This window comes from Acinetobacter sp. 797_lipA (assembly GCF_058243025.1).
Map to the genome: position 1 here is coordinate 694,690 of NZ_JBZAYQ010000001.1, position 25,128 is coordinate 719,817.

At 42.4% G+C, this 25,128-nt stretch carries 23 protein-coding genes and 1 pseudogene; 17 read left to right on the forward strand and 7 right to left on the reverse strand.

Features of this window, described 5'->3' with window-relative positions:
• Positions 1-117 precede the first annotated feature (117 nt).
• The 8 genes from AC4CU2_RS03375 to AC4CU2_RS03410 all read left to right on the forward strand — a co-directional run bounded on the left by AC4CU2_RS03375 (position 118) and on the right by AC4CU2_RS03410 (position 4,719).
• Positions 118-564 (forward strand): SRPBCC family protein, encoded by a 447-nt coding sequence (locus AC4CU2_RS03375; RefSeq protein ID WP_201952322.1) that lies wholly within the window; start codon positions 118-120, stop codon positions 562-564.
• Positions 565-623: 59 nt separating this feature from the next.
• The gene (locus AC4CU2_RS03380) at positions 624-974 is read left to right on the forward strand and encodes a DUF488 domain-containing protein (protein WP_201952319.1); all 351 of its coding nucleotides are present in this window, start codon (positions 624-626) and stop codon (positions 972-974) included.
• A gap of 179 nt (positions 975-1,153) precedes the next feature.
• On the forward strand, positions 1,154-1,492 hold the full coding sequence (locus AC4CU2_RS03385; RefSeq protein WP_004695225.1) for a zinc ribbon domain-containing protein YjdM: 339 nt from the start codon (positions 1,154-1,156) through the stop codon (positions 1,490-1,492).
• A gap of 139 nt (positions 1,493-1,631) precedes the next feature.
• Complete coding sequence (locus AC4CU2_RS03390) at positions 1,632-1,997, forward strand: 5-carboxymethyl-2-hydroxymuconate Delta-isomerase (protein WP_078426117.1); 366 nt, start codon at positions 1,632-1,634, stop codon at positions 1,995-1,997.
• Between the two features lie 232 nt (positions 1,998-2,229).
• The gene (locus AC4CU2_RS03395) at positions 2,230-2,565 is read left to right on the forward strand and encodes a YegP family protein (protein WP_004695228.1); all 336 of its coding nucleotides are present in this window, start codon (positions 2,230-2,232) and stop codon (positions 2,563-2,565) included.
• Between the two features lie 110 nt (positions 2,566-2,675).
• Entirely contained in the window at positions 2,676-3,122 is a 447-nt protein-coding gene (locus tag AC4CU2_RS03400) for a YybH family protein (RefSeq protein ID WP_058870190.1), read from the forward strand.
• A gap of 98 nt (positions 3,123-3,220) precedes the next feature.
• Positions 3,221-3,625 (forward strand): NUDIX hydrolase, encoded by a 405-nt coding sequence (locus AC4CU2_RS03405; RefSeq protein ID WP_201702589.1) that lies wholly within the window; start codon positions 3,221-3,223, stop codon positions 3,623-3,625.
• Between the two features lie 38 nt (positions 3,626-3,663).
• On the forward strand, positions 3,664-4,719 hold the full coding sequence (locus AC4CU2_RS03410; RefSeq protein WP_078426119.1) for a DUF1176 domain-containing protein: 1,056 nt from the start codon (positions 3,664-3,666) through the stop codon (positions 4,717-4,719).
• Here AC4CU2_RS03410 and AC4CU2_RS03415 read toward each other — a convergent pair.
• The 4 genes from AC4CU2_RS03415 to AC4CU2_RS03430 form a co-directional block, all read right to left on the reverse strand.
• On the reverse strand, positions 4,716-5,651 hold the full coding sequence (locus tag AC4CU2_RS03415) for a tRNA dihydrouridine synthase (RefSeq protein ID WP_201952309.1): 936 nt from the start codon (positions 5,649-5,651) through the stop codon (positions 4,716-4,718). The two genes, AC4CU2_RS03410 and AC4CU2_RS03415, sit on opposite strands and share 4 nt — an antisense overlap.
• A gap of 62 nt (positions 5,652-5,713) precedes the next feature.
• Entirely contained in the window at positions 5,714-7,300 is a 1,587-nt protein-coding gene (locus tag AC4CU2_RS03420) for an ATP-binding cassette domain-containing protein (RefSeq protein ID WP_201952307.1), read from the reverse strand.
• A gap of 456 nt (positions 7,301-7,756) precedes the next feature.
• Positions 7,757-8,119 carry a hypothetical protein gene (locus AC4CU2_RS03425; RefSeq protein WP_201952305.1) on the reverse strand — a complete coding sequence of 121 codons (363 nt, stop codon included), beginning with the start codon at positions 8,117-8,119 and terminating at the stop codon, positions 7,757-7,759.
• A gap of 37 nt (positions 8,120-8,156) precedes the next feature.
• Positions 8,157-8,966 (reverse strand): cytochrome C assembly family protein, encoded by an 810-nt coding sequence (locus AC4CU2_RS03430; RefSeq protein ID WP_010327405.1) that lies wholly within the window; start codon positions 8,964-8,966, stop codon positions 8,157-8,159.
• A gap of 138 nt (positions 8,967-9,104) precedes the next feature.
• Between AC4CU2_RS03430 and ffh the strand changes: the two genes are divergently transcribed.
• Together ffh and AC4CU2_RS03440 are read left to right on the forward strand one after the other, a co-directional pair.
• The gene (gene ffh, locus AC4CU2_RS03435; protein ID WP_010327404.1) at positions 9,105-10,511 is read left to right on the forward strand and encodes a signal recognition particle protein; all 1,407 of its coding nucleotides are present in this window, start codon (positions 9,105-9,107) and stop codon (positions 10,509-10,511) included.
• A gap of 180 nt (positions 10,512-10,691) precedes the next feature.
• Positions 10,692-11,291: an RBBP9/YdeN family alpha/beta hydrolase gene (locus AC4CU2_RS03440; RefSeq protein WP_201952303.1), complete on the forward strand. Its 600-nt coding sequence runs from the start codon at positions 10,692-10,694 to the stop codon at positions 11,289-11,291.
• Here the strand turns inward: AC4CU2_RS03440 and AC4CU2_RS03445 are convergent.
• Entirely contained in the window at positions 11,282-12,013 is a 732-nt protein-coding gene (locus tag AC4CU2_RS03445) for a type III pantothenate kinase (protein WP_201952300.1), read from the reverse strand. The genes AC4CU2_RS03440 and AC4CU2_RS03445 overlap by 10 nt on opposite strands.
• A gap of 16 nt (positions 12,014-12,029) precedes the next feature.
• Positions 12,030-12,785: a biotin--[acetyl-CoA-carboxylase] ligase gene (locus AC4CU2_RS03450; protein ID WP_201953703.1), complete on the reverse strand. Its 756-nt coding sequence runs from the start codon at positions 12,783-12,785 to the stop codon at positions 12,030-12,032.
• A gap of 28 nt (positions 12,786-12,813) precedes the next feature.
• Here AC4CU2_RS03450 and AC4CU2_RS03455 point away from each other — a divergent pair, with 28 nt between their 5' ends.
• From AC4CU2_RS03455 to ligA, 5 genes are all read left to right on the forward strand, one after another.
• Positions 12,814-13,617 carry a sulfite exporter TauE/SafE family protein gene (locus tag AC4CU2_RS03455; RefSeq protein WP_201952298.1) on the forward strand — a complete coding sequence of 268 codons (804 nt, stop codon included), beginning with the start codon at positions 12,814-12,816 and terminating at the stop codon, positions 13,615-13,617.
• A gap of 159 nt (positions 13,618-13,776) precedes the next feature.
• Positions 13,777-14,472, forward strand: a complete 696-nt coding sequence (locus tag AC4CU2_RS03460) for a GntR family transcriptional regulator (RefSeq protein ID WP_004983028.1) — start codon at positions 13,777-13,779, stop codon at positions 14,470-14,472.
• Positions 14,473-14,482: 10 nt separating this feature from the next.
• Complete coding sequence (gene smc / locus AC4CU2_RS03465; protein WP_201952296.1) at positions 14,483-17,935, forward strand: chromosome segregation protein SMC; 3,453 nt, start codon at positions 14,483-14,485, stop codon at positions 17,933-17,935.
• Between the two features lie 4 nt (positions 17,936-17,939).
• Positions 17,940-18,935 (forward strand): cell division protein ZipA C-terminal FtsZ-binding domain-containing protein, encoded by a 996-nt coding sequence (locus AC4CU2_RS03470; RefSeq protein WP_201952294.1) that lies wholly within the window; start codon positions 17,940-17,942, stop codon positions 18,933-18,935.
• Positions 18,936-19,029: 94 nt separating this feature from the next.
• Positions 19,030-21,069: an NAD-dependent DNA ligase LigA gene (gene ligA / locus AC4CU2_RS03475; protein ID WP_201952292.1), complete on the forward strand. Its 2,040-nt coding sequence runs from the start codon at positions 19,030-19,032 to the stop codon at positions 21,067-21,069.
• Between the two features lie 276 nt (positions 21,070-21,345).
• Here ligA and AC4CU2_RS03480 read toward each other — a convergent pair whose 3' ends face one another.
• Entirely contained in the window at positions 21,346-22,413 is a 1,068-nt protein-coding gene (locus tag AC4CU2_RS03480; protein ID WP_201952290.1) for an SDR family oxidoreductase, read from the reverse strand.
• 273 nt (positions 22,414-22,686) lie between these two features.
• Between AC4CU2_RS03480 and AC4CU2_RS03485 the strand changes: the two are divergent.
• Positions 22,687-24,349, forward strand: a pseudogene (locus tag AC4CU2_RS03485) (TonB-dependent receptor); the annotation flags it as partial.
• 86 nt (positions 24,350-24,435) lie between these two features.
• Positions 24,436-25,098, forward strand: coding sequence for an IS1595-like element ISAcra1 family transposase (locus AC4CU2_RS03490; protein WP_016651315.1), 663 nt, complete (start codon positions 24,436-24,438; stop codon positions 25,096-25,098).
• Positions 25,099-25,128 lie beyond the last annotated feature (30 nt).

Genomic DNA, 25,128 nt, shown 5'->3' on the forward strand with positions numbered 1-25,128 from the left:
TAGAAAAGCCGGCGGGCCGAGTTTGGCTATTTAAAAAAAGATGCACAAAAAAAATACAGCATGTGGGTTTGAGCGTTTTAAACTAAATCTGAATATTTGAAAAGAACGAGAAAAATCATGTCAAATAGCGTCCAATTAGACCGCGTATTGAGTGCGCCCATCGAACGTGTCTATCGTGCTTTTACCACCGCAGATGCTTTAGTGAAGTGGATGGCACCACATGGTTTTACCGCACATGTAGATCAGTTCGATCTGCGAGAAGGTGGTCAATATCGCATGTTTTTTACCAACTTTAGTACAGGCATGCAGCATTCATTTCATGGTACCTATCATGAAATCGTTGAAAACAGTTTATTGCGCTATACCGATGAGTTCGATGTACCTGAACTAGCCGGTAAAATTGAAGTGCGTGTTGAGTTTAAAGAAGTATCTGTCGGTACAGAGGTTCATATTACGCAGTCTGGTTTACCCGATGTGATTCCTGTCGATGGCTGTTATCTGGGCTGGCAAGAGTCATTGCAACTCTTGGCTTTTTTAGTGAATCCAGACATTCCCGATGAATAGTGCTTCGTCATGGTTGAACAATTGAATAAGTTGCACAAAAGAATAAAAAGGAGTTCTGCATGCCAATACGCATGAAGCGAATTTATGCACCTATTGAAGCAGAGGATGGTAAACGGATTTTGGTCGATCGGTTGTGGCCACGAGGGGCCTCAAAACTTGAGGCCAAAATAGATGTTTGGCCAAAAATTCTCACACCATCCAATGAGCTGCGGAAATGGTACCACCAAGACATGGTGGCACACTGGGATGAGTTTAAAGTCCGTTATATGAAAGAACTGGAAGCACATCCCAGCGAGTTGAATGATTTGCGCCAATTGGCGGTGCGTGAGCAGATCACGTTACTCACCGCAGCCAAAGAAGAACAGCATAACCATGTGGTGATTTTGAAGCAGTGCTTGGAACAAAAATAAGAGTTGAGCTGATGCTATTACAGGGAAAATTTATATTTTCCTAGGCTTTATTTTATTCATCCCATGACAATGCTAAAGCCTTAAAATAAATATGTGATTCGCATCGTTTTCGTCTGAAAAATGCTATATTGGCGTTTTGAGCAATGTGATTTGCTTATTTTTTATTTTTTGAGGTTTTTATGTCTTTACCCAACTGCCCAAAATGCCAGTCCGAATATACCTATGAAGATGGTGACTTGCTGATCTGCCCTGAATGTTCAAATGAATGGAAAGAGGGAGAAGCAACTGAAGAAGTGGTAGCAATTAAAGATGCCAACGGCAACTTACTTGCTGACGGTGACACGGTAACGGTGATTAAAGATTTAAAAATTAAAGGTTCGTCATCGGTGGTGAAAGTCGGAACCAAAGTGAAAAATATTCGTTTATTGCCAGATGCCGCAGATGGTCATGACATTGACTGTAAGATCGACGGTGTCGGTGCGATGAAACTGAAATCTGAGTATGTGAAAAAAGCCTAATGCGCTGAGTTTGCAGCTCGAGATTAAAACGGAGTCAATTGGACTCCGTTTTTGTTTTTTAGACATTTTGAAAAGACATTTAAGCGTTGAAACACCAGCACAGCATGCTATAAAGATAAAAACTGTTGAAGAATACGTTATGCCACATATCCACCTTGAATATTCAGATAATATCGACACCCTTGATGTTAAGCCGATGTTACTGGCGTTAAACCAAGCTTTGCTGGATGGTCAGTTTGTACAATCGGGCAATGACATCAAAAGTCGTGCCATTCGACAGTCCGATTTTGTGATTGGGGTAGAAGGCGATGCGCAGGCTTATTTGCATGCCAAAGTGTCTTTATTAAGCGGACGAGATGAAGCCACTAAGTGTGCCATTTCGAGCAAATTACTTAAAACATTGCAGCAAAACTTTACCGCTCCTCAGGATTTAACGGTACAAATTTGTGTAGAAATTATTGAAATGCCAAAAAGCAGTTATAGCAAATTGGTATTAAAAGCATAAAATTATGAAGAGTGCCAAACCGTTTATTGGGCCGAGCTAGTGTGTCATTTAAACGGTTTGAGGCTGTCATGCGTTATTCATATAGCGCTGTTATTTTAAAAAATAAAATCTGGGCTGGTAGTAAATGCACTTTTTTTTATAAAAGAAGTCATTTATATTTTATGAAATTGGATGATTTTTTATTCGGTTTTGGTGGATTTACAATCACTTTAAAATAACAATAGGTGAGCTTATGTCAGGATGGTACGAAGTAAGTCAGGCAAATGATGGCCAATATCGCTTTGTTTTAAAAGCGGGAAATGGTGAGGTCATTTTGACCAGTGAACTGTATAAAGCAAAAGCGTCAGCACATAATGGAATTGAGTCGGTGCAAAAAAACAGCCCCGATGATACGCGTTATGAACGCTTGGAAGCCAAAAATGGTAAACCTTATTTTAACTTAAAGGCTGCCAATCATCAGATTATTGGTACCAGTCAGTTTTATGCCAGTGAGCAATCCCGAGACAAAGGCATTGAATCGGTCAAAAACAATGGTTCAAGTACCACGATTAAGGATTTGACGACTTAAGATCAGATTACATATTTTGCTTGTTTTAAGAATTAAAGAAAACCGCGTGTTTGCTATGGATGGCGCACGCGTTTTTTTATGCGGTTTGATTTGTAGTGTGGGAGTGCGATGTGGATTTTCGATTAGTTGGAGATGAGCATGCAGGGCATGAAATTATCTTCAAACTTAAGCAATGGGATGATGCCATTTGTAAAATGGATGTACAAAATATCATTCGTCTTTGTCAGAGTGATGTCAGCTTGTTTGATATTGGGTTTGAGCTGCAAGGTGTGCAAGCCTATCAAGAATTGTGGAGACGATATGCCCCATTTTTTCAGGGGGAAATCAAAGTATTTAGGCGTAACATCAATATTTTTAGTCGTGACGGTTTAGCTTTTTTACATTGTTATTCTAAATTGGATCATGCCAGTGGCGTTGCAACCCCAGAGATTCCTTGGTGCAGAACCACGCTATGTTTTCAAAAAACGGCAGGTGAGTGGTTGGTTGCCCATCAGCATATTTCGGTGCCTGTGGACTTTGAAACTAAAATGTCAAAGCCGATTCATTTTCCAGACTGAGTTCGACTAAAGCTTTGGCTTGGGTACAGGTTGAGCCACCTCCGTTTTGCTGGGCTATGTTTGAATGACAACATGAACAACTTAAGAAGAAGGTATCTATGGCATTTCAAGACTTTTACCGACTGAGTTCTCATGCGGTGCTAACCAATGATGCAGGACAGGTTTTATTACTGAAAGCCAATTATGCCGATCAGGCTTGGGGGCTGCCCGGTGGAGCCTTGGATATGGGAGAAACCATTCATCAGGCTTTGCTGCGTGAGTGCCAAGAAGAACTCGGTTGTCAGGTTCAGATCGATTATTTGTCGGGTGTGTATTTTCATTCGGCAGTGACCTCGCATGCCTTTATTTTTAGATGCCATTTGGCTGCATCTGCTGAGATCAGGCTCAGTGATGAACATACGGCCTATGCTTGGTTTGATTTAGATCAGCTGTCGAAAATACAACGGATTCGCGTTGAAGATTGTTTAAATTATACAGGTATCGTGCAAAGCCGAAGTTTTTGAGTGCAAGATTATATTCCTCTAAAGTGGAGTGAGTGCATATGTTGAATAATAAGATCATAAAACGAAATAGTCCCATTATTGGTGTGTTGCTGATGAGTGCCTTGAGCCAGTTGACTCATGCTGAAACGGGTAACTATTTTATGCATAAAGACTGGGAGCTTGCCTGTGATAATACGGGTATGTGCCGCGCGGTAGGGTATCAAAGTGATGCTCAGTTTGGTCATCCAGTTTCATTACTGATTTCTCGTCCGGCAGGTGCAGGCAGTGCGGTGCTCAGCCAAATTCAAGTGGCTGAGGAGTTTACGCAGGATACTGAAGCCAGTTTAAATGTAGGAGGAACATCTCTGGGGAGTCTGACCATCGATGCCAAGAAAAGTACAGCGAAACTGTCCAGTGCTCAAAGTGCGCAGTTGCTAAAGGCTTTGGTAGGTGCAGAAGATATTCGTCTTACGACCCAAGCACAGCAATGGCAAATTTCAACTGCTGGGGCAAATGCAGTTTTGCTTAAAATGGATGATATACAAAAACGTGTAAATACACCGAACGCGGTATATCAAAAAGGCAATCAGTCTGAGCAAAATGTTCTACAGCCCAAAGCCATCCCTCAAATTGGTATTACGGGATACCGACCTGCGGTTGCCAGTCATTTTGCCGTGGACAGTAAAATTGCAAATCAACTCTTTAAAAAATTAAAAGCAACAACAGATGAACAAGACTGTCCAAATCTCTATGAGGCACAGTTTTTTGAGGAAGATCGGGTTTCAGTCTATCCGCTGAATGTGGAACAAGTGGTGGTTCAAGTGCCATGCTGGCGTGGGGCGTACAATGAAGGTCTAGGCTATTGGGTTATGGACAAAGCATTGCAAAAGATTCAGCAGCAAGTCACCACATCAGGCTCAAGTTTTAGTGAGGCGCAAATTTTCTCAGAGCAAAAAGGGCGGGGTATCGCTGACTGTGGTATTCGTTCCGAGTGGGCTTGGAATGGAAAGGCTTTTGTCCTCAGTTATCAGGCTCAATCGCAGCAATGTAAAGGCTTTGCAGGTGGTGCGTGGAACTTACCCACTTATGTCGCGATCGTTGCGCGAACGGATTAAGTCGCGCTTGCGTTTAGTTTAAGAATAATGTCATCCAGCGGCTTGATACGTTTGACTTCATCCCAGAGGGCTTTGGCTTCAGGATAGTGTTTAGACATCATGCCCAACCATTGCTTATAGCGTCCGACCATATTCATTTCTTTCTTATACCCGCCGTTTAAGAAACGGATTTGTAAAGTCAATAGCTCATTCCATGTCAGCAGAGGCGTATCGATATTTTGACGAATACACTGGGTCAAATCGGGTGTGGTCACGGCACCACGTCCAATCATCAAATCTTCACAGCCAGACTCTAAGCGACACTGTTTCGCGTCTGCATTGTTCCAAATTTCGCCATTGGCAATCACATTGATCTTTAAAGCTTCACGAATCGGGCGGAGCTGATCCCAAAAAGCGGGTGGGGTATAACCATCGGCTTTGGTACGTGCATGCACGGTAACCCATGCTGCACCTGCATCTTCAATGGCATGAGCATTGTCCAGCATATAATGTCTGTCCATATAGCCTAAGCGCATTTTCGCAGAAACAGGAATGTGTGCAGGAACAGCATCACGTACTGCTTTGACCAGTTCATGTACCACTTCTGGCTCATCTAAAAGCACCGAGCCACCACGGTGACGGTTCACGGTTTTGGCTGGACAGCCAAAATTCATATCAATGGCGGGTGCACCGAGTTTCACTGCACGGATGGCATTGGCAGCCAACATTTCAGGGTCATTGCCCAAAAACTGCACATGCACGGGTGTTCCCGCTGCTGTTTTTCCGCCATTGAGTAATTCTGGGCAATACTGGTGGTAAATATGATCGGGTAAGACCGAATTGGTCACACGGATAAACTCGGTCACACACCAGTCGAAGCTACCTACAGACGTGAGCACATCACGCATGATTGGGTCGGTTAAGCCTTCCATTGGTGCAAGAATGAGTTTCACAGCGGTGTCACCAGTCAAATAGAAAAACGGTGTTATACGCAAATCCGATCACGCTGTCTAGTCTAATGCGTTTGGGTTAAATCGAAATAGCTTTTAATCTGTGTCTCCTCGACAAAGGCGTCATCATGTGAAACTAAAATAACCGCCCTTGTAAAATCGCGAATAGCCTCTGCCAACAGTTGTCTTGAGTCGATGTCGAGATGATTTTCGGGTTCATCCAGTAGCAGTAAGTCCACAGGCTGTGCTGCGAGACTGATACACAGTAAAGCGACTTTGAGTTGTTCACCGCCACTGAGTAGCGAGATGGGAAGCAGAGCTTTATCTCGTCGAATTCGAAGTTGCCCCAATTGATTCCGACACGCCTCATCGGACAAAGACGGATTCAATAATTGTAAATTGTGTACCGCATTCAGTTCTGTATTCAGTAGGCTAAAGTTTTGATCTAAATATAACGATGCTCCTCGCTTGAAAATGTCTCCTGATTGAATATGACTATAATTTTGAATGGCACGAAGTAAGGTCGACTTACCTGAACCATTTTGGCCGCGCAGTTGGATTTTTTCTCCGCTATGTAAGGCAAAAGAAATAGGGAAGATAGAGAGTGCTGCTAAAGCCACTTCTTTTAAACGAAGAATTTCACCAGTTTGTTTAGGTTGAAAATGGAAATCAAACTTTTGTGACTTAATCTGTTCTAGTTGCTGCTGTTTGTTTTTGAGCTCATCTTGCACTTGTTCCTTTTGGCGAAGTTGTTGCTGCGCGACTCCCGATAAGGTTTGACTCGCACGTTCTTTTTTAAAGTCGAGCAGGATTTTGGCTTGAGAACCAGAACTTCGTAATTTCTGCCCAGACTTTTGCCTTTTCTGAGCTTTCATGCGCTGCTCATGCTGTTGGATTTGTAATTGTTTGAGTTCGCGTTTCTCTTGCGAGATATTGTGTTGTAGTGCCTGCTGTTGTTGCTCTGCTTGTGACTGATACTCGGCATAGTTGCAACGGAAGTGTTGCAAACCAAAATCATTTAAAACATAGGTGTTGGAGATTTGATTTAACAATGTGCGGTCGTGGCTAATGACTAAACAGCCCGCAGGATGCTGAAGGATTTTTTGACTTAACCATGCACGACTTGCATGGTCTAAGTGATTACTGGGTTCATCAAGAAGTAAATAATGCTCAGTTTGTAAAAAAAGGCGACACAGTGCCAGTTTGGTTTTCTGACCTTCACTCAGTTGAGAAACTGAGCTAGATAGATCTGTAGGTAAGTTTGCACTTTCCAGTAATTTCAGCCATTCAGTGGGTTGATGCCATGCATGTTCGACGCGATCATAGTCTTCAAAGCTCGCAGTCGATTGTTCAATACGCTGAAAACTTACATACAGGTCAGCAATATTAAGGGCTTCGGCAAGCGTACAGTTGCTTAAACGCTCGAGCTGACTTAAGTAGGAAAATGGCATACGCCAAATCACTTCGCCACTCGCATAATTGGGCATGTGCGCCTGAGTGAGTAGGGACATTAATATTGATTTGCCTTGACCATTTCGTCCAATCAGCGCTGAACATTGGGCAGCGGGCATTTCAAAGTTTAAATGCTGAAAAAGTGGTTCATGAGCAAATTGAACACTGAGATTTTTTACAGTACAGGCCTGTTGGGTCATTGAAGACTCCTTTATACAGGACATACAAAATAAATTTTTATAGAGATATAGAGTAGTAAATAAGTTTATTTTGCACGTCAGAAAACAAATAAATTAGATTTGACGGAAAATAAGACTTACTTCATTGGTGTTACTCTAAAATAGAAGAAGGGGGGATATTTAGCCAGTATAACAGGTGGATAAAAAATGATCCATTTCATTGTCTTTCTTATGTACTTAAGGTTTATCGATCAATGCTATTGGTTAGGGAGTTTGTCATACACTAGTCGAAGCTTTCTGTAGATGTAAGTACAACCCGCAAGATTGGGATAGTTAGGCTTTTAGGAGTACAAAGTTGAGGCTCACAGTGGCGTTATACATTTTTAGTGGGGATGAGAAGTAATAGAGAACTAAAATATTGTAGGGTGGTTGGGGGAGTTTTTAGTGTTATTTTACATAAGCTCTATTCTATAAACTTTATGGAAAATTATTAACTTTTTTCATATTTGTTAGAATTTTTATAGTATCCATATAAGTATGAATGTAAGTATATTCATAACAAATTTTTTCCCCTTGCCTTATTTCTCCAGAGTATTTTATGTTCTGATGCACATCAAATTCAGGATCAAAATTAAATTTATCTATTTCCTTTTGATTATTCTGTATTACAAAATACTCCTGACTAAATCTAGCTTTTGTTGACTTAATACCCAACAAGTAGCCACAATTTTTAATTTTATTTGTTGAGTTTATTGCAGAATCTAATTGTTTTTTATGAAAAAAATCGCTGCAAATCCATGTGATTAAAGTGAATGCAAATGCTACAAAGAAAAATTTCATTATAAGTTTAATTTTCCTAAAGTTAACATAAAAGACTTTATCGACCTAAAATCATTTCCAACACAAACTTAGATCCGATAAAACCGACAGCCAACAAGAAGAATCCAATTAAGGTAAAACGAATCGCTTTTTGACCGCGCCAACCAAAACGGTAATGTCCGATGAGCAAAGCCCCATATACAAACCAAGAAATAATACTAAAAGCGGTTTTATGTGCCAGATGTTGGGCAAAAAAGTTATCGATGGTAAAGAAACCAAACACCAACGCCACGGTTAGTAAAAGAAAACCCGTTTTAATCAAGTCAAACAGTAAAGACTCCATCGCTTGAAAAGAGGGCAGTAAGTTAACCCAAAAGCGTTTCTTCTGTTTGTTCTTTAACTCACGATCTTGGAACCATAAAATCACGGCTTGTATGGTCGCCATGAGTAGCACCGCATAGGCCGACAGCGATAAAATAATATGAATATCTAAACCCAATGAGCGCTGTTCAATAAATTGGGTAGACTGGCTAAAGGCAAAACCTAAAATGAGTCCTGTAGCGGCCACAGGAATGCCAATCAGGTTCAAAGCTAGAATTGGACGATAAGTGCTATAGAGTAGACTAAGTAACAGCATGAGCCCTGATGTAAATGACATTAAGACAAAAACGTCATAATTCACCCCCATCGGCGTGAGCATGTCATGGTACAAAACAGTCGCATGCAGTAATAAGCCTAAGCCTAAAATAATGCCAATAAACCAATGGTTTGGATCACGTTTAGCCATTAACTTGAGAAACAAATACCAAAAAGATGTGGTATAAGCGACTAATGCTAAGATGGTGTAAACCAAGGGCAGGCTAATCATGTCAAACCTTTTTCAGGATGATGAATATTCATTTATATAAATTCGGTGCGAACTACAGTATCCTATAGCATTCTATGCATAAATTTTCTATTTTAAGAAAGATTTTTTTGCAACTAGCAATTTTAAGCGGATTTTGCAATGTTTGATACCTTAACGGAACGACTCACGCAGAGTTTAAGAAATGTTACTGGCTCTGGGCAGCTAACCGAAGACAATATTAAAGATACCCTACGTGAAGTACGTATGGCACTTCTTGAAGCCGATGTTGCACTTCCTGTAACTCGTGAATTTATCGCGAAAGTTAAGGAAGAGGCGTTGGGTCAAGAGGTCATGACTCAATTATCGCCGGGCCAAGCATTTGTTAAAATCGTGCATGACGAATTAACAAAAATGATGGGCGAGGCAAATGAAAGCCTTGATCTTGCAGCAAAACCTCCTGTTGTAGTCCTACTCGCGGGCTTACAAGGTGCAGGTAAAACAACAACGGCTGCAAAACTTGCTCGCTTCTTACAAGAACGCCAAAAGAAAAAAGTAGCGATGGTATCTGCCGACGTTTACCGTCCAGCAGCAATTAAACAGCTACAAACCGTTGCAGGTGAAGTTGGCGCGATTTTCTTTGAATCGAGTGCTGACGAAAAACCAATTACCATTGCAACACGTGCAATTGAACAAGCCAAAATTCAGTTTGCGGATGTCTTGATTGTCGATACTGCAGGTCGTCTACACGTAGACGATGAAATGATGGACGAGATCAAAGAACTTCACGCGGCGATTAAGCCAACTGAAACTTTGTTCGTGGTCGATGCAATGACCGGTCAGGATGCGGCAAATACAGCCAAAGCCTTCAATGATGCACTGCCATTAACGGGTGTGATTCTGACCAAAACTGATGGTGATGCACGTGGTGGTGCGGCGCTTTCAGTACGTGCAATCACAGGTAAGCCAATCAAATTCTTAGGTATGGGCGAAAAGCTCGATGCCTTAGAGCCATTCCATCCTGAACGTGTTGCACAGCGTATCTTGGGTATGGGTGACGTACTTTCTTTGGTCGAAGAGCTTGAACGTAAAGTCGACAAAGAAAAAGCCGAAAAAATGGCGAAAAAACTGCAAAAAGGCGGCAGCTTCAACTTTGAAGATATGCTAATGCAGTTTGAGCAAATGAATAAAATGGGCGGCATGATGGGCTTCTTGGATAAGTTGCCTGGCATGAGCAATGCAGGGATTCAAGATGCGTTGGCGCAAGCGAACCCTGAAAAGCAAGTGAAAAAGATGGAAGCGATTATCCAATCGATGACCATCAAAGAGCGTCGTAACCCAGACCTGATGAACCCAAGCCGTAAAAAGCGTATTGCAGCAGGCTGTGGTATGGATGTCGTTGAAGTCAATAAGTTGATTAAACAACATGCGCAAATGGCGAAAATGATGAAGAAATTTGCCAATCCATCGGGTATGGCAAAAATGATGAAATCATTAAGCGGTATGCAAAAACAATTTGGTGGCGGCGGCGGAATGGGACCATTATTTGGTGGCAACGATAAGAAGTAATCTGCTTCTTACCATTTCAGAAAAAGGCGCGTTGAGCGCCTTTTTTTATGTCGTTTTGTGAGTCATGGAAATTATTGTGTGCGTTTTCAATACCGTCGCTTAATAACAAAAACGCACTGTTTATGGCTTGAAAGTTGCGTAAAATTTATTCTTTTCAAACATTATAATAAGAAGTTGAAAATGAATGGATCAAAACAACATATCTATATTGTGCATGGCTATCAAGCATCGCCCAATGACCATTGGTTTCCGTGGCTAAGTCAAAAACTCAGTCAGATGGATCTGCATGCTGAAGTAAAACGCTTAGTGCTCCCGCACAGCGATGCACCACATTTCGAAGAATGGCATCAGGCTTTGGCCCTGCAAATGACCACTTTGGATGAAAATACCATCATCATTGCGCATAGTTTGGGGTGTCTAGCAGCTTTACATTATCTCAGTAGTAAACTGCGTGAACGTCGAATCAAAGCGATCTTCTGTATTGCGGGCTTTAAAGCGGCTTTAAAAAGCTTACCTGAGTTAAGTGGTTTTATTGCGCAAGCGAAGCTGGACAGCGGTATACTCCACTCTCACATCGCTTCACGTGTGGTTATGTTTTCCAATAATGACCCTTATGTTCCACCTCCTTTGGCACTTACCTTTGGGCACTTCTTGAGTGCAGAGGTACTGGAGGTGAAACGTGCAGGGCATTTTATGCGTGAACATGGCTATGCTGAATTTGAGCTACTGCTTAATACCTTAAAACCCCTTTTACAACAGCAGGCGGTGGCTCAGAGTTGATGCTGAATATAATATTGTAGCCCTTTAAGTAATAAATCATTTTCAATGCATGGTGCATACTCTGCCAAATAACGCGCAAATACAGGCGCATCACCGCCAGTTAAAATCAGTTGGCGTGGAGACTGTTGCAAGACTTTTTCAATGGTACTGACCAAGCCGAGCAAAATCCCATGATGCACTGCGTCGATGGTATTACGACCGGGACCGAGTTCATCAAAAGCCGCATCTGGAATTTTAATGCCTTTGGTGTTTTGGATCAGTGAGTCTCGTTGTAAGTAGAGGTTGGGTAAAATATAGCCGCCCAAATGCTGTAAACCATCCGCCAAGTCGATGGTTAGCGCCGTGCCACAGCTAATTACACAATAGTTCTGCTCAAGATTACGTGCGACGGCCAACACTTGCAGCCAACGGTCAATCCCGAGTTGTTCAGGCTGTTCGTAACCACACTGCAGGCCTGCATAGTTGGCCTGCACTTGGGCAAAGGTAATCGGTACATTTAAACTTTTTAAAAGTCTACGGATTCGGTCATTATTTTTTTTGTCCTGAACCGAAGAAACACCAATTTGTTGGATGTTTAAGTTTTTAAAATGCTGAATTAGACCTAAAAGCAAATCGGCAGGGGATTGCAAATGTAACTCAGCCCCTTGCTCTAAAATTTGATCTTCCTGCGTAATCCAATATTTTAGGCGGGTATTACCAATATCTAACCATAAATTTTTCATGATGATGCTCAATCATTTAAACAGGGATCATTGGACGTAAACGGCCTTGATAAAAGCTTTCAACATCATTGGCGGTCTGAATTTGTACCGCACCATCATCTTGAATGCCTAAGAATAGGCCTTGAGACAGACCTTTCATATGTTCAAATTCAACCTGTTGCTGCATAAATGCTGCGTAATGATTGAAACGAGAAGCCAGATTTGCACTATTATGGGTGAACCAGAGGCCTGCTTGTTGAATCGCTAGATATAGTTCCGCCATTAAGTTAATGCGATCTGCTTGGGCTAAACCCAGCTGTTCAAGTGAGCTGGTGGCTTGATCAAGCTGGGTATCTTCGACTTGGTTGATGTTGATGCCCACCCCAATAATAGCTTGGTGGCTCGACAGTGGTTCAACTAAAATCCCGCCCCATTTACCTTGGACACTATACAGGTCATTCGGCCATTTCACTTGCAGAGCAAGGCCTTGCAAACTCGGCATTTGCAAGATATTTAACGCAATTTCTAAAGCCAAGCGCCCATCTATAGGTGTTTTGGTCTGTAGCAATGTGCTTAAATAGATGTTTCCTTCAGGAGAAACCCATTGTCGTTGACGCTGTCCACGACCTTGAGTTTGTCGTGTACTGCAGACCAAAACGCTCTGAATCCCTTTTTGCGCAATTTCACGCACATCATCATTGGTGGATGTGGTAACTGGCTTAAGCAATAAAACTTCAGGAAGTTGCTGTGCTTCAGCGAGAAGCTGTTGTAATTGGCGTGTCTCTAAATCCATATGAATCTGAGAAAAGTGAAAAATGATCATGGAGTTAATCATATATTTACTGATTGGCGCAATCGCTGGTTTTGCTGCGGGGCTATTTGGGGTTGGTGGTGGACTCATTATCATCCCGATTTTATATGTGGTTTTTACTCACCTGAACTATGACCCGAGTGTCATTATGCATATGGCGGTTGGCACATCACTAGCGACTATTATTGTCACGTCAATGAGTTCCGTGAGTGCGCATCATAAACGTGGAGCCGTGTTGTGGCCGGTGTTTCGCAATTTGGCCCCAGGTCTAGTCATGGGTGCTTTTTTAGGTGCGGGCATTGCAGACTATATGTCGGGACATGGTTTACAACTGCTGATCGGTTTTTTTGCGGTGTGGGTGGCGTACAAAATGTTTAGTGGAGCACATATTGAGGTCGATCCATCGCGTCAGTTACCGTCTACGGGTAAACAGTTATTTGTCGGTGCAGGCATTGGTGTGGCTTCTGCGATCTTTGGCATTGGTGGGGGAAGCTTGACGGTGCCGTACTTAAACCGTCATGGTGTGGTTATGCAAAAAGCGGTAGCGACGTCAGCTGCTTGTGGCTTACCAATTGCAGTGGCTGGCGCTATAGGTTTTATGTGGTTCGGGCATCGGGCTGAAGTGAATGTACCGAATACCATTGGTTATATTCATGTCTATGCATTTTTCGGGATTGCGGTCATGAGTTTTATCACCGCAAAGTTTGGTGCGAAAGTGGCGCATCTTTTATCGCCTGCGATGTTGAAAAAGTGTTTTGCTGGTTTGTTGGTGGTAGTTGGTTTATATTTTATTTATCAAGGTTTTAGTTCTTAATTTCTTTGACAATGTTGTGTGCGTTGCTATTGATTGGCATTATAGACGGTAAAATTGTTAGACAATGACATAGTGTTTAGCGTTTAAGATCGGGTAAAACCTAAAAATAGGTCACTAAAGACCATGGATTGCATCTTATAAAAACAAGTTAGGAACAGTATGCAAGCACATGATACAGAGAGTTTGTCCGAACAAATTGCCAAGCACATCAGTGAACAAATCATTCGCGGTGAGTTGGTCGAAGGTGAGCGCATACAAGAATTACGTATTGCTGCTGAACTGGATGTGAGTCGCGGCTCGGTGCGTGAGGCCTTGTTACTGCTTGAACGTACACATCTGATTGAAATCTACCCGCGTCGCGGCGCTATAGTCTCTGAAATGTCCGCTCAGCAAGTGCGCGCCTTGTTTGACACCAGCAGTCTGCTGTTGGGGCAAATTGTGCAACGTATTGCGGAAACATGGCGCAGCTATGAAGCGGAACGTTTACAGCTGTTATTGGATGAGTTGGGGAATCAACTGAAACAGGGCAGTATCGAAAAATTTTATGATTTGATTTTTGAAGGATTGGCGCGCCAGCATGAAATGGTGGGCAATGCTTATTTGATGAAGTTTTACCAAGAACTGTTACCCTCGATACGTCGGAGCTATTTTTTAACCTTAAATACTTCGCGTAGAGAGTTACAAGAATCTTATGATTTATTTAAACTGGTGACTGATGCGGTTTTAATCAGAAAATCACAACAAGCTACTTTATTTATGGAAGATTTTTGTCGACACTTACGTAACTTGGTGTTGGAATCTCTGACCCGAATGAAACAAATTGAACTTGCGTGGGCGAGACGCTCACGACGTTAGTCAGGACATTATGCGTTTAAGCAGTTTAAAACTTTCCGGCTTCAAATCTTTTGCCGACAGTACCACATTACACTTTAAAGATAACCGCACAGCAGTGGTTGGGCCGAACGGTTGTGGCAAATCCAATGTGATCGATGCTATTCGCTGGGTCATGGGCGAATCCAGTGCTCGTCAGTTGCGTGGCGGTAGTATGCAGGATGTCATTTTTACCGGTACGGCAAAGCGCAAACCTGTCAGTGTCGCCAGTGTAGAACTGCGTTTTGACAACACTTATGGCAAGTTGGGTGGTAGCTATAATGCCTATACTGAACTGGCGGTTAAACGTCAGGTCAACCGAGATGGCAAGTCTGAATACTTTTTAAATGGTACTAAGTGCCGTCGTCGGGACATTACCGATATATTTTTGGGCACAGGTTTAGGGCCACGTTCTTATTCGATTATTGAACAGGGCATGATCAACCGTTTGGTCGATGCAAAACCTGAAGAAATGCGGGTTTTTATTGAGGAAGCCGCAGGGGTTTCGCGTTATCAAGCACGTCGCCGCGAAACTTTATTGCATTTGGATCACACTACGCAAAATTTATCGCGTTTAGAAGACATTGCCTCCGAGTTAAGATCACAGTTAAAAACTTTAAAACGTCAGGCTGAAACCGCGATTCAGTACAAAACACTGGAAAGCCAAATTCGCACCATTAAAGTCGAAGTTTTATCTTTTCAATGTGAACAAAGCAGCCGTTTACAGCAAGAATATACGCTGCACATGAATGATTTGGGCGATCAGTTCAAGTTGGTGCGTTCAGAGTTAACCACTTTAGAGCATGATTTGACGTCAACCAGTGAGCTATTTCAACGTCTGATTCAGCAGTCCACGCCACTACAAAGTGAGTGGCAACAGGCCGAGAAAAAGCTGGCTGAGCTGAAAATGACTTTGGAACAAAAGCAGAGCCTGTTCCAGCAAAACACCACCACTTTGGCACAGCTTGAACAGCAGAAGGCGCAAACCAAAGAACGTATGCAACTGATCGAGTTACAACTGGAAAGTTTGCACGAACAAAATGAGCTTCATACCGAACAGTTACAACAGCAAGAAAGTCAAAACCAACAGCAAAGCCAAGGTTTAACGGATTTAAAAGCACAGCAGCAACAGCTGCTTCAACAGTTTGAACAAGTCAAAAGTTTGGTTGAAAAACAGCAGCAACAAAAAACGCAAATGTTGGCGCAAAGTGAACAGTTGGCCAAAAATATTTTACGCTTTGAACAGCAAAAGCAGATTTTAGAGCAGCAAGCAGCGCAAATTCAAAACCAAAGCCAGTTGGATGCGATTGACCAACTGCTAAATGCCAAGCAAGATGCCGAGGCACAGCAGTTACAACGTGAGCAAAGTATCATTGAGGTACAGTTGCAGCTGGATGATTTGCGTATCCAACATCAAGCTGTTCAAACTGAGTTGAATCAGCACAAAGCAGATATACAGGTCTTAAGTGCAGAACAGAAACATCTAAAGCAGTTGTTGGTCAAAGTCAGTGCCTTAAAAAATAGTGATCATCCACAGTTGATGCATGTGCTGCAGCTTAAAGATGCGGCTAAAACCCATGCCGCGCTGGTCGAGAAATTCTTAGCCAAATGGCTTTCTGCGCATTGTTTGGAAAACAGCGATGCATTCACCGATGCCGTTGCACGTCAGTTAACGCCTCAGCCGCATGTTGAACAGATCGAAATTGCAGGTTGCGATAGCCTAGCCAGTTGGATTGAATCACCGCAATCTTCTTTGTGGCAGCAGGTGGGGGTGACCACCAACTTAAAACAAGCCTTGGCCCTGCAAAAGCAATTGAAAGATGGTCAGTCTCTTCTGAGTTTAGACGGTTACCATGTCGGCGTGGACTGGGTGATTGGTTTGGATTATGACGAAGCAAGCCAAGCTGGACAGGGTGCGCTAAGCCATCGGATTCGTTTAGATGAAATTGAACAGACCCTTGCTGAAAAAACGGGACTTCTGACTCAGCTTGAAACGAAAACTACCGAGCTTCGTACTCAAGTCCAAGCGGTGGATGAGCAGTTAAAAGCGGATCAACAACTGTTGAAAAAAGAAGTTCAAGCGACGCAGCAGATTGATTTGAATATTGCCAAAGTGCAAAGTACCAACCAAGCCTTTGAAGTGCAAAAGCAACAATTGGCCAATCAACTGGCGCAGCTAGACAGTCAGCTTGAAGAAGATGCCATGCAAAAAGATGATCTAGAGATTGATCTGCATGCATTGACTATTAAGCTAGAGCAAAACTTGCCAAACTATAAAACCATGCAGTTCCAAGTGGAGTCATTGACTGAGCAACTGGATGATAGCCAGCAGCAGGCACAGCAGGTTTGGCAGGCGCTTGAAATGGTGCGTCGTCAGGCGGTGCAAACCACACAGCAGATTGAACTGTTAGAGAAAGACAGTACTTTCTTAAAAGCGCAGTATCAGCAAATTTTGTCGCAGATGGAGCAGGCCAAAAAGTTTATTGACCCTGTACAACTTGAGCTGCCTGCCTTGGAAAGCCAGTTTAGCGAACAAGCACAGATCACTGAAAAGCTGCAAAAGACATGGTCTGAATGGCAAGTTGAACTGAATGCAGTGCAAGAGCGCCAGCAAAGTTTGACCGAACACCGTCATCATCAGCAACAACAAGATGAAAAGCTAAGAACCCAGTTAGAAGAGAAACGTTTGGCGTGGCAAGCGGCAAAGTCAGACTTACAACATTATTCTGAACAGCTCAAAGAAATGAATGTTGAACCTGTTGTGAGTTTGAGTATTGATATTAGTAGCCATCAACAGATTTTGGAAAAAGCGCAGCAGCAGTTTGAGAAATTGGGTGCCGTCAATTTAGCGGCTTCAGAAGAATATGAAGAAGTATCAAAACGCTTTGAAGAGTTGAGTCATCAAATTCAAGATTTGGAAAATACCGTTGAGCAGTTACGTGCTGCAATGAAAAGTATTGACCAAGAAACCCGTAAACTGTTCATGAGCACTTTTGATCGGGTTAATACCGAACTACAAGATCTGTTCCCGAAAGTTTTCAATGGTGGTGAAGCGAGTCTGACTTTGGAAGATGACTGGCAGTCTGGGGTTAAACTCATGGCCCGTCCGCCAGGTAAACGCAATAGCTCATTGGCGCTACTTTCAGGGGGAGAAAAAGCCCTGACTGCGTTGGCCTTGGTGTTTGCAATTTTCCGTCTCAACCCATCACCATTTTGTGTTTTGGATGAAGTTGATGCGCCTTTGGATGATGCGAACGTGGGAAGATTTTGTAATCTTGTAAAAGAGCTTTCTGAACAGGTGCAATTCATTTACATTACCCATAATAAACTCGCAATGACGATGGCGACCGACTTGTTAGGTGTTACGATGCCTGAACCGGGAACATCAAAATTAGTGACTGTAAATTTAGAACAGGCAAAAGAATACGGTTTAGTCGCGGAGGCCTAATAAGATGGAATACACAACAATTATTGGTATCGTCATAGCAGTGATCATTATGCTGTTTGGGGTTCGAATGATTTTTAGAAAGCCGGCAGATGCAGCGCCTTCACTTGAGTCCGCATTGCATATCGATGCTGACAGTCAAAAACCGATTATCCCGCGTCACGTACGTGACCAACTGCAAACGACATCAGTTGAAGAGGCTGAACGTAAAGAGCCGACTTTAAACGAAAGTTCTGTAGAAGAGGCACTGTCTGAAAAAGCCGAACCAAAAGCTTTGGATGCAGACACTGTGCTCGAAAGCAGCAGCATGGAACCAAGTTTGGATGCGTCAGCTGAGGTAGAAAATAAGGCAGTAGACTCAGTCGCTCCTGAAAATGCTGTAGCAGATGCAACGGAATTAACGACTGAAAGCGCAAGCTCCTCGCTTGTTGATGACCAAGCAAAAGCGGATAAAGCTGAATTTAGTTTAAATGCCAATGTCGAAAAAGCCGAAATTTCAGAGTTTGACGATGAAAGCAGCATTTTAGATGCACATTTGTATGAGCAAAAAATTGTCGATGATGAAAGTACCTTAGCCACAGCAGAGTCGTTTATTGCCCTGAATGTTTATCCTGAACGCCGTGCGTTGTCTGGTGAGAAAACTTTAAAAGTTTTAATGAAGTATGGTTTACGTTTTGGCGAAATGTCTTGTTTCCATCGCTATAACGAAGATGGAACCAAGTTACTGTTCTCTGTGTTGCAAATTACCGATACAGGCATGGATGGTTTTGACTTGGAAAATCTGTCGACCGATCCAATTAAAGGCTTGGCATTTTTCTTGGCCTTACCACACCGCGATGTCCAAAATGCCTTCGACACCATGGACAGTATTTCACGTTTGATTGCCCGTGAAATCGATGGAACAGTTTATGATCAAAACAACCAAGAGTTTACGCCACAACTGCGTGAGCATTGGCGCCACTTGGCGATTGATTACCGTGCTGGACAAGCAATCGACGCTTAATCTGATTGAAAGCAGCGGTAACGATTTCTATAATAGACAGTAGAAATACAATTTTTAGGGCGGAACAAAGACCGCCCTTTTTTATGGTGAAATTATGACTCAACCTTCGACTGTCGTTGCGCAAATGCGTCAACTGATCCAAATTTTGGCACAGCATAATCATGCTTATTATGTGATGGATCAGCCGACCATTTTAGACAGTGAATATGATCAACTTTTTCATCAGTTGAAAGCTTTAGAAGAACAATACCCTGAGTGTATTCAGCCAGATAGCCCGATCAATAAAGTTGGTGGTAAACCTTTGGCGAAGTTTACGAGCGTGACGCATGTGGTACCGATGCTGTCTTTAGGCAATGTGTTTAATCAAGAAGAACTCTTTGCTTTTGCACGCCGTGCAGAAGAACGGTTGCCGAATCAAACGATTCAATATGATGTCGAACTGAAGTTTGATGGTCTTGCCATTTCACTGTGGTATGAACAAGGTGTGCTGGTGCGTGGAGTGACGCGTGGTGATGGTGAAACAGGGGAAGACATTACTCAAAATGTCAAAACCATTCGTAACTTGCCGAAGGTGTTGAGTATAGATCAGGGTGAAGTACCTACGTTACTGGAGGTTCGTGGCGAAGTTTTGATGCCTAAAGCAGGATTTGAAAAGCTCAATGCAGAAAATGAAGCCAAAGGTGAGAAGACTTTTGCCAACCCACGTAATGCCGCAGCGGGAAGTTTACGTCAGTTAGACCCGAAAATTGCGGCTTCGCGTCCACTCGCATTTTATGCTTATGGTATTGCGCAGTGTGAACCCAATCATGGTCAAAGTACCATGTCGGAAAGTCTAGCGTGGTTGCAACAGTTTGGTTTTGCAGTTGGTGAGCGTCATTTTGTCTGCGATAGTATTCAAGAAGTTCAAGCTGTATATGAGCAAATCAATGCGGAACGACCACAATTGAGTGTGGAAATTGACGGCATGGTGATTAAGGTCAATAGCCTCAAACAACAGCAACAGCTCGGTTTTTTAAGTCGTGAACCGCGTTGGGCAACGGCTTATAAATTCCCTGCGGTGGCTGCGCTCACCACGGTTGAAAATATTGACTGGCAAGTGGGGCGTACAGGTACATTGACCCCTGTGGCGCGTTTGAATCCTGTTGCTGTGGGCGGCGTGACCGTTTCAAATGTGACCTTGCATAATATTGGGGAAATTCACCGTTTAGATGTGCGAATTGGCGATACTGTCAGTGTTTACCGTAGTGGTGATGTGATTCCCAAAGTGGAAAAAGTGTGGCCTGAATTCCGTCCTGTCGATGCCACTGAAGTTGAACTCCCGAGCCAGTGTCCCGTATGTGAATCGCCAGTGGTGATGCCCGAAGGTGAAGCTTTAGCACGTTGCTCAGGTGGTTTGTATTGTGCTGCACAGCGTATTGAGGCGATTCGCCACTTCGTGTCACGTAAAGCTCTTGATATTGAAGGTTTGGGGGATCGTTGGGTCGAATCACTGTTACATCTTGATCTGCTTAAAGATGTGGCTGATATTTATCACCTACACGAGCACCGAGAAAAACTATTAACCATTGAAAAAATGGGTGAGAAGTCCGTTCAGAACTTGATTGATTCGATTGAAAATAGTAAGAAAACCACTTTGGCTGCATTTATTTATGCACTGGGGATTCGTGGAGTGGGTGAAACCACAGCACGTATGTTGGCCAATACTTTCCAAACTTTAGATGCGCTACGTGTAGCAGACATTGACGCTTTAAAGAAAACTCCAGATGTGGGGGATATCACGGCGGAGTGGATTGTCGACTTTTTCCAAGCACCGCATAATCTTGAAGTTTTAGACCGATTATTGGCAGCGGGTATTCACTGGGACGCGCCTGTGGCACCAAGTCGCCAACCTTTAAATGGTGAAAGTTGGGTCGTGACGGGTACACTCAGTACGATGGGGCGTGATGAAGCAACGCAGCTCCTACAAGCACTGGGCGCACGTGTGAGTGGTAGTGTGTCGAGTAAAACCAAGTGTGTTGTTGCAGGTGAAAAAGCAGGTTCAAAGCTAGATAAAGCTGAGAAGCTCGGTATTGCTGTGATCAATGAAGCTGAGTTTATTCAACTGATGAAAGGTTATGGTCAGTTAGAGGTTTAGATTGTTGACTCAGGTTAAATCAGAAATATGATACTTGGGCACGTCATCTGCAACCTGCGTGGTGTAAGTAAGATAATGTTTCTGCGACATATTTCTGATACATCAAAAAGTGGTCAGGTTTTGCAGATGACAATGGTTTTGCCTACTTTTGCCGAAACAAAAGTAGGGCCAACTGCAGGCTAATGATGAAATGGGGTGAGAACTTGATAAGACTCCGCCAAGATCATTTCTTCAATAAGCTGGAGAAATATTTAATTCAAACTTAGGTTGTTTATTTCAAGGAATATATTGCTTGATGACACCGTCATCGAGCAATTGTTGAAAGTGCTCAACGAGGCTTTTTTTGACATCTCGATACTCTAAACCCAATTCTTTTTGGCTCTTGTTCGCATCAAAATAAATCGGATAACCCATATTCAATTCAACAAACTCGCGGCTAAAGCCAATGAATGGACCAATCACCTTAAAGGCTGCTTTGGGCAGTTCATTTCGTGGAAATGGAAACTTCCAACCAAAATGTGCTTTAAGCAATTGACCGATTTCAAGCAGACTTAAAGTTCCACCACTTACGATGTAACGACCCGTTGCTTCTGGGTTGAATGCTGCTTGTAAGTGTGCTTCAGCAACATCTTGAACATCGACCACACCATTCCACATAGGTGGGACACCAGCTAAAGTCAAACCATTGGTAAACTGTTGTAAGACCTCAATTGAGCCTGACTGTGTATTTGGTGTCAATGAACGACCAAAGACCAACGCAGGGTTAATGCATACCAACTGCCAACGATCTTGCGCCTCAGCCATTTCCCAAGCTTTACGCTCAGCCATCACTTTAGAATATGGATAAGGCTGATGGGTCTCGGAACTGCTGGTGTTCCAGTGGCTTTCATCAAAAGTATTGTGATCTGTTTTTAAAATATCAATGGCATCGCCATAGGTCGATGCAATACTCGAAGTGACAATAACGCGTTTAACGGACTCGGTTTCATTGACGGTGTTTAAGACATTTTCTGTACCCAAAACAGCAGGTTCAATGATGTCTTTCACCGCATCTTTATAGTTGGTAACGACGAAAGGAGAGGCCATATGAAAGACAATTTCACAGCCTTGCATCGCTTCTCTAAATGAATTTGGTTCGAGCAAATTGGCTTTAAATAGTTTCAGTGTTCCAGCACTGCTGTCTGCAATTTTAGATAAATGCGCGAAGCTTTGGGTTTTGTTCAAGTCACGTACAGTGGCATGAACGGTATACCCTTGGGTTAATAATTTTTGAATCACCCAACTGGCAATATAACCCGATGCACCTGTAACCAGTACCGGTGCTTGTGTTGCTAAGTTTGTCATAGATTACCCATTGTTGTTTTAAGTATTGGCTTAGTGTAAACGTGAATGCCATGAAAGTCTTTGCCTATGGGGTGAACAGGTGTCTGACTTATGCGTCATTTTATAATATTGCACCACACTGTATTGAAAATGAGCGAGTAGAACGTATTTTTTGAAGTAACCTTAAATTTGTATTTTAGATCAGATAGATAAGTCAAATGATAAAATACAATAAATAATGATAATTATTTTACATATAATAATGATTCTCATTAAAAATAAGTGTTGTTTAAAATGAAATCCTTCTCTAAGAAAATTCTTGCAAGCTCTGTTGGGCTTTTGATGATGGGTGGAGGCTGTTTACAGCTTGCTTTTGCAGAGGAGGTTTCAGTTTTACCTGCCTTAAAATCAGAAGCGCAATCACAACAAGGCTATGCCGATGGTAAATTGGCGAAGGCGGCTAACTTGGGTGCTTTAGGGAATAAGTCTGTGATTGACACGCCTTTTAGTGTCACCACATATACCGCCAAAACCATTATCGATAGCCAAGCAGCGACGGTCTCTGAAGTTCTTAAAAATGATCCGAGTATTCGTGAAACGACCAATTCAGGTCATTTAAATGAAAATGTTCAGATTCGTGGTTTCTTTGTGGGTTTTGAAGACTACAACATCAATGGCCTATATGGCATGGCTCCAACAGGTCGAATTCCGACAGATATTATTGATTCGGTCACTGTACTTAAAGGTCCAAATGCCTTGGTAGCTGGTATGGCGCCAGCGGGTGGTGTTGGTGGCGTGGTAATGGCACAAACCAAACGTGCCAAGCAAGATCTGACACGTGTAAGTGCAAGCTATGAAGATGATGGCTACTATAAGTCAGGCTTCGATGTTGCAAGACGTTTAGGCGACAACAATGAATTTGGTGTACGTGTCAGCGGTTCTTATGGACAAGGTGAACATATCGTTGAGGGGATGGATGATTCCAATGCAACAGGTGTCGTGGCACTGGACTATACAACAGACAAGTTGAAGCTAAACTTTGACGCTTATGCGGTGAGAGACAAGCGGGATAATGGTTCACCTGTAATGGTGAGTATGGGAACCATTGGAAAAGTGATTGATGCGCCGAGTGGTGATAGTAATTTCTTTCCAAACATTCATGGTGAACAAAATAGCCAATATGTAGGAGCATCAGGCGAATATAAATTTAGTCCTAATTTAAAAGTATTTGCTGGTGCAGGCTATAACGAAAAAGAATATGCGGGACATATTTTTGGTACGCGGATGATTGTAACAAATGCGGCTACAGGTGCTGCAAGTTCACAATATTATCGAGTGGGTTACCAAGAACATGCAGTCGCAGCTAATCTTGGTCTAGAAGGGAAGTTTGAAACAGATGCCATTCAACATACGCTTGGCTTACGTGCGGATTACTTAACCCGCAATTATTGGCAGCACTATAATAATAGAGCATCAGGTTTTATCTTACCGACGAATGGGTTTACAACAAATCTTTATGACCCAAGTGTAGGTGCATCTGGGCAGATGCCAACAGCCAAGCCATATATTGGGCCATATGCAGATAACCGTTATGTCAGCTATACCTTAACCGATCAAATGTCGATGCTAGACGATAAATTACAAGTCATTTTAGGTGCGCGTTATCAAGATATTTCGACAGAGTCTTTAGTGCCTTATTCAAGGTCAACATATAACTCAGATAAAGTATCTCCGAGCCTAGGGATTGTGCTTAAGCCTTTTGGAGAAGATTTATCACTTTACGCAAGCTATGTAGAAGGGTTGTCTGAAGGTAAAACTATAGATTCAACGCTTAATGATGTGAATAAAGGTAAAACCTTTGCTCCATATCAAACTAAACAATATGAAGTGGGTACAAAATATCAAGCTGGTTCATGGCTCAATACTTTAGCGCTTTATCAAATTGAAAAACCAGATACGATGGTTACAGTGTTTGCTCAAGCTGACGTCAATGGTAATACTCAAGGCTCTAGACTAGCAGAATAATTATGTTAGTCTAGAATAATGATAGAAAACAGTAAATTAAGTCACTACAAGATTAAAAAAATTATTCAATGCTTTTGTGTTGATATTCCTGCTTCCAAAACAGCCTTATTACTCAATTTAAATCGTAATACGATTAATTATTGGTACATGCTTTTTAGAGAAACTATCTATGATCATCAAACAGATTTAAGAGCTAAGTTTGTTGGTTCAATAGAAGTAGATGAAAGCTATTTTGGAGCGAAAAGGCAACGTGGGTTTCATGGAAAGTTAAAGCGTGGTCGTGGGACTCTAAAACAGCCAGTATTTGGAATATTCGAACGTAATGGGCGCGTCTATACTGAAATCGTACCTGACTGTAAAATGAAGACTTTACAAGAGGTTATCATTGGTAAAGTTTCACTTGAGAGTGTGATTTATAGTGATGGATGGCGTGGCTATAATGGTCTTGTTGATGTGGGTTATTCAAAGCATTTTAGGGTAAATCACGGAGCAAATGAGTTTGCTAGAGGACAATGCCATATAAATGGAATAGAATCATTTTGGAGCTTTTGTAAAAGAAGGCTAGCAAAGTTTAACGGCATATCAAAAGAGTACTTTGATTATCATCTTAAAGAAACTGAATGGCGTTGGATGAGGGAACCTAATGAGTTAGCAACTGAGCTGTGGAACCTCATTAGGTAAAATTAAGTGTAAATCTGCTAGTCTAGAGCC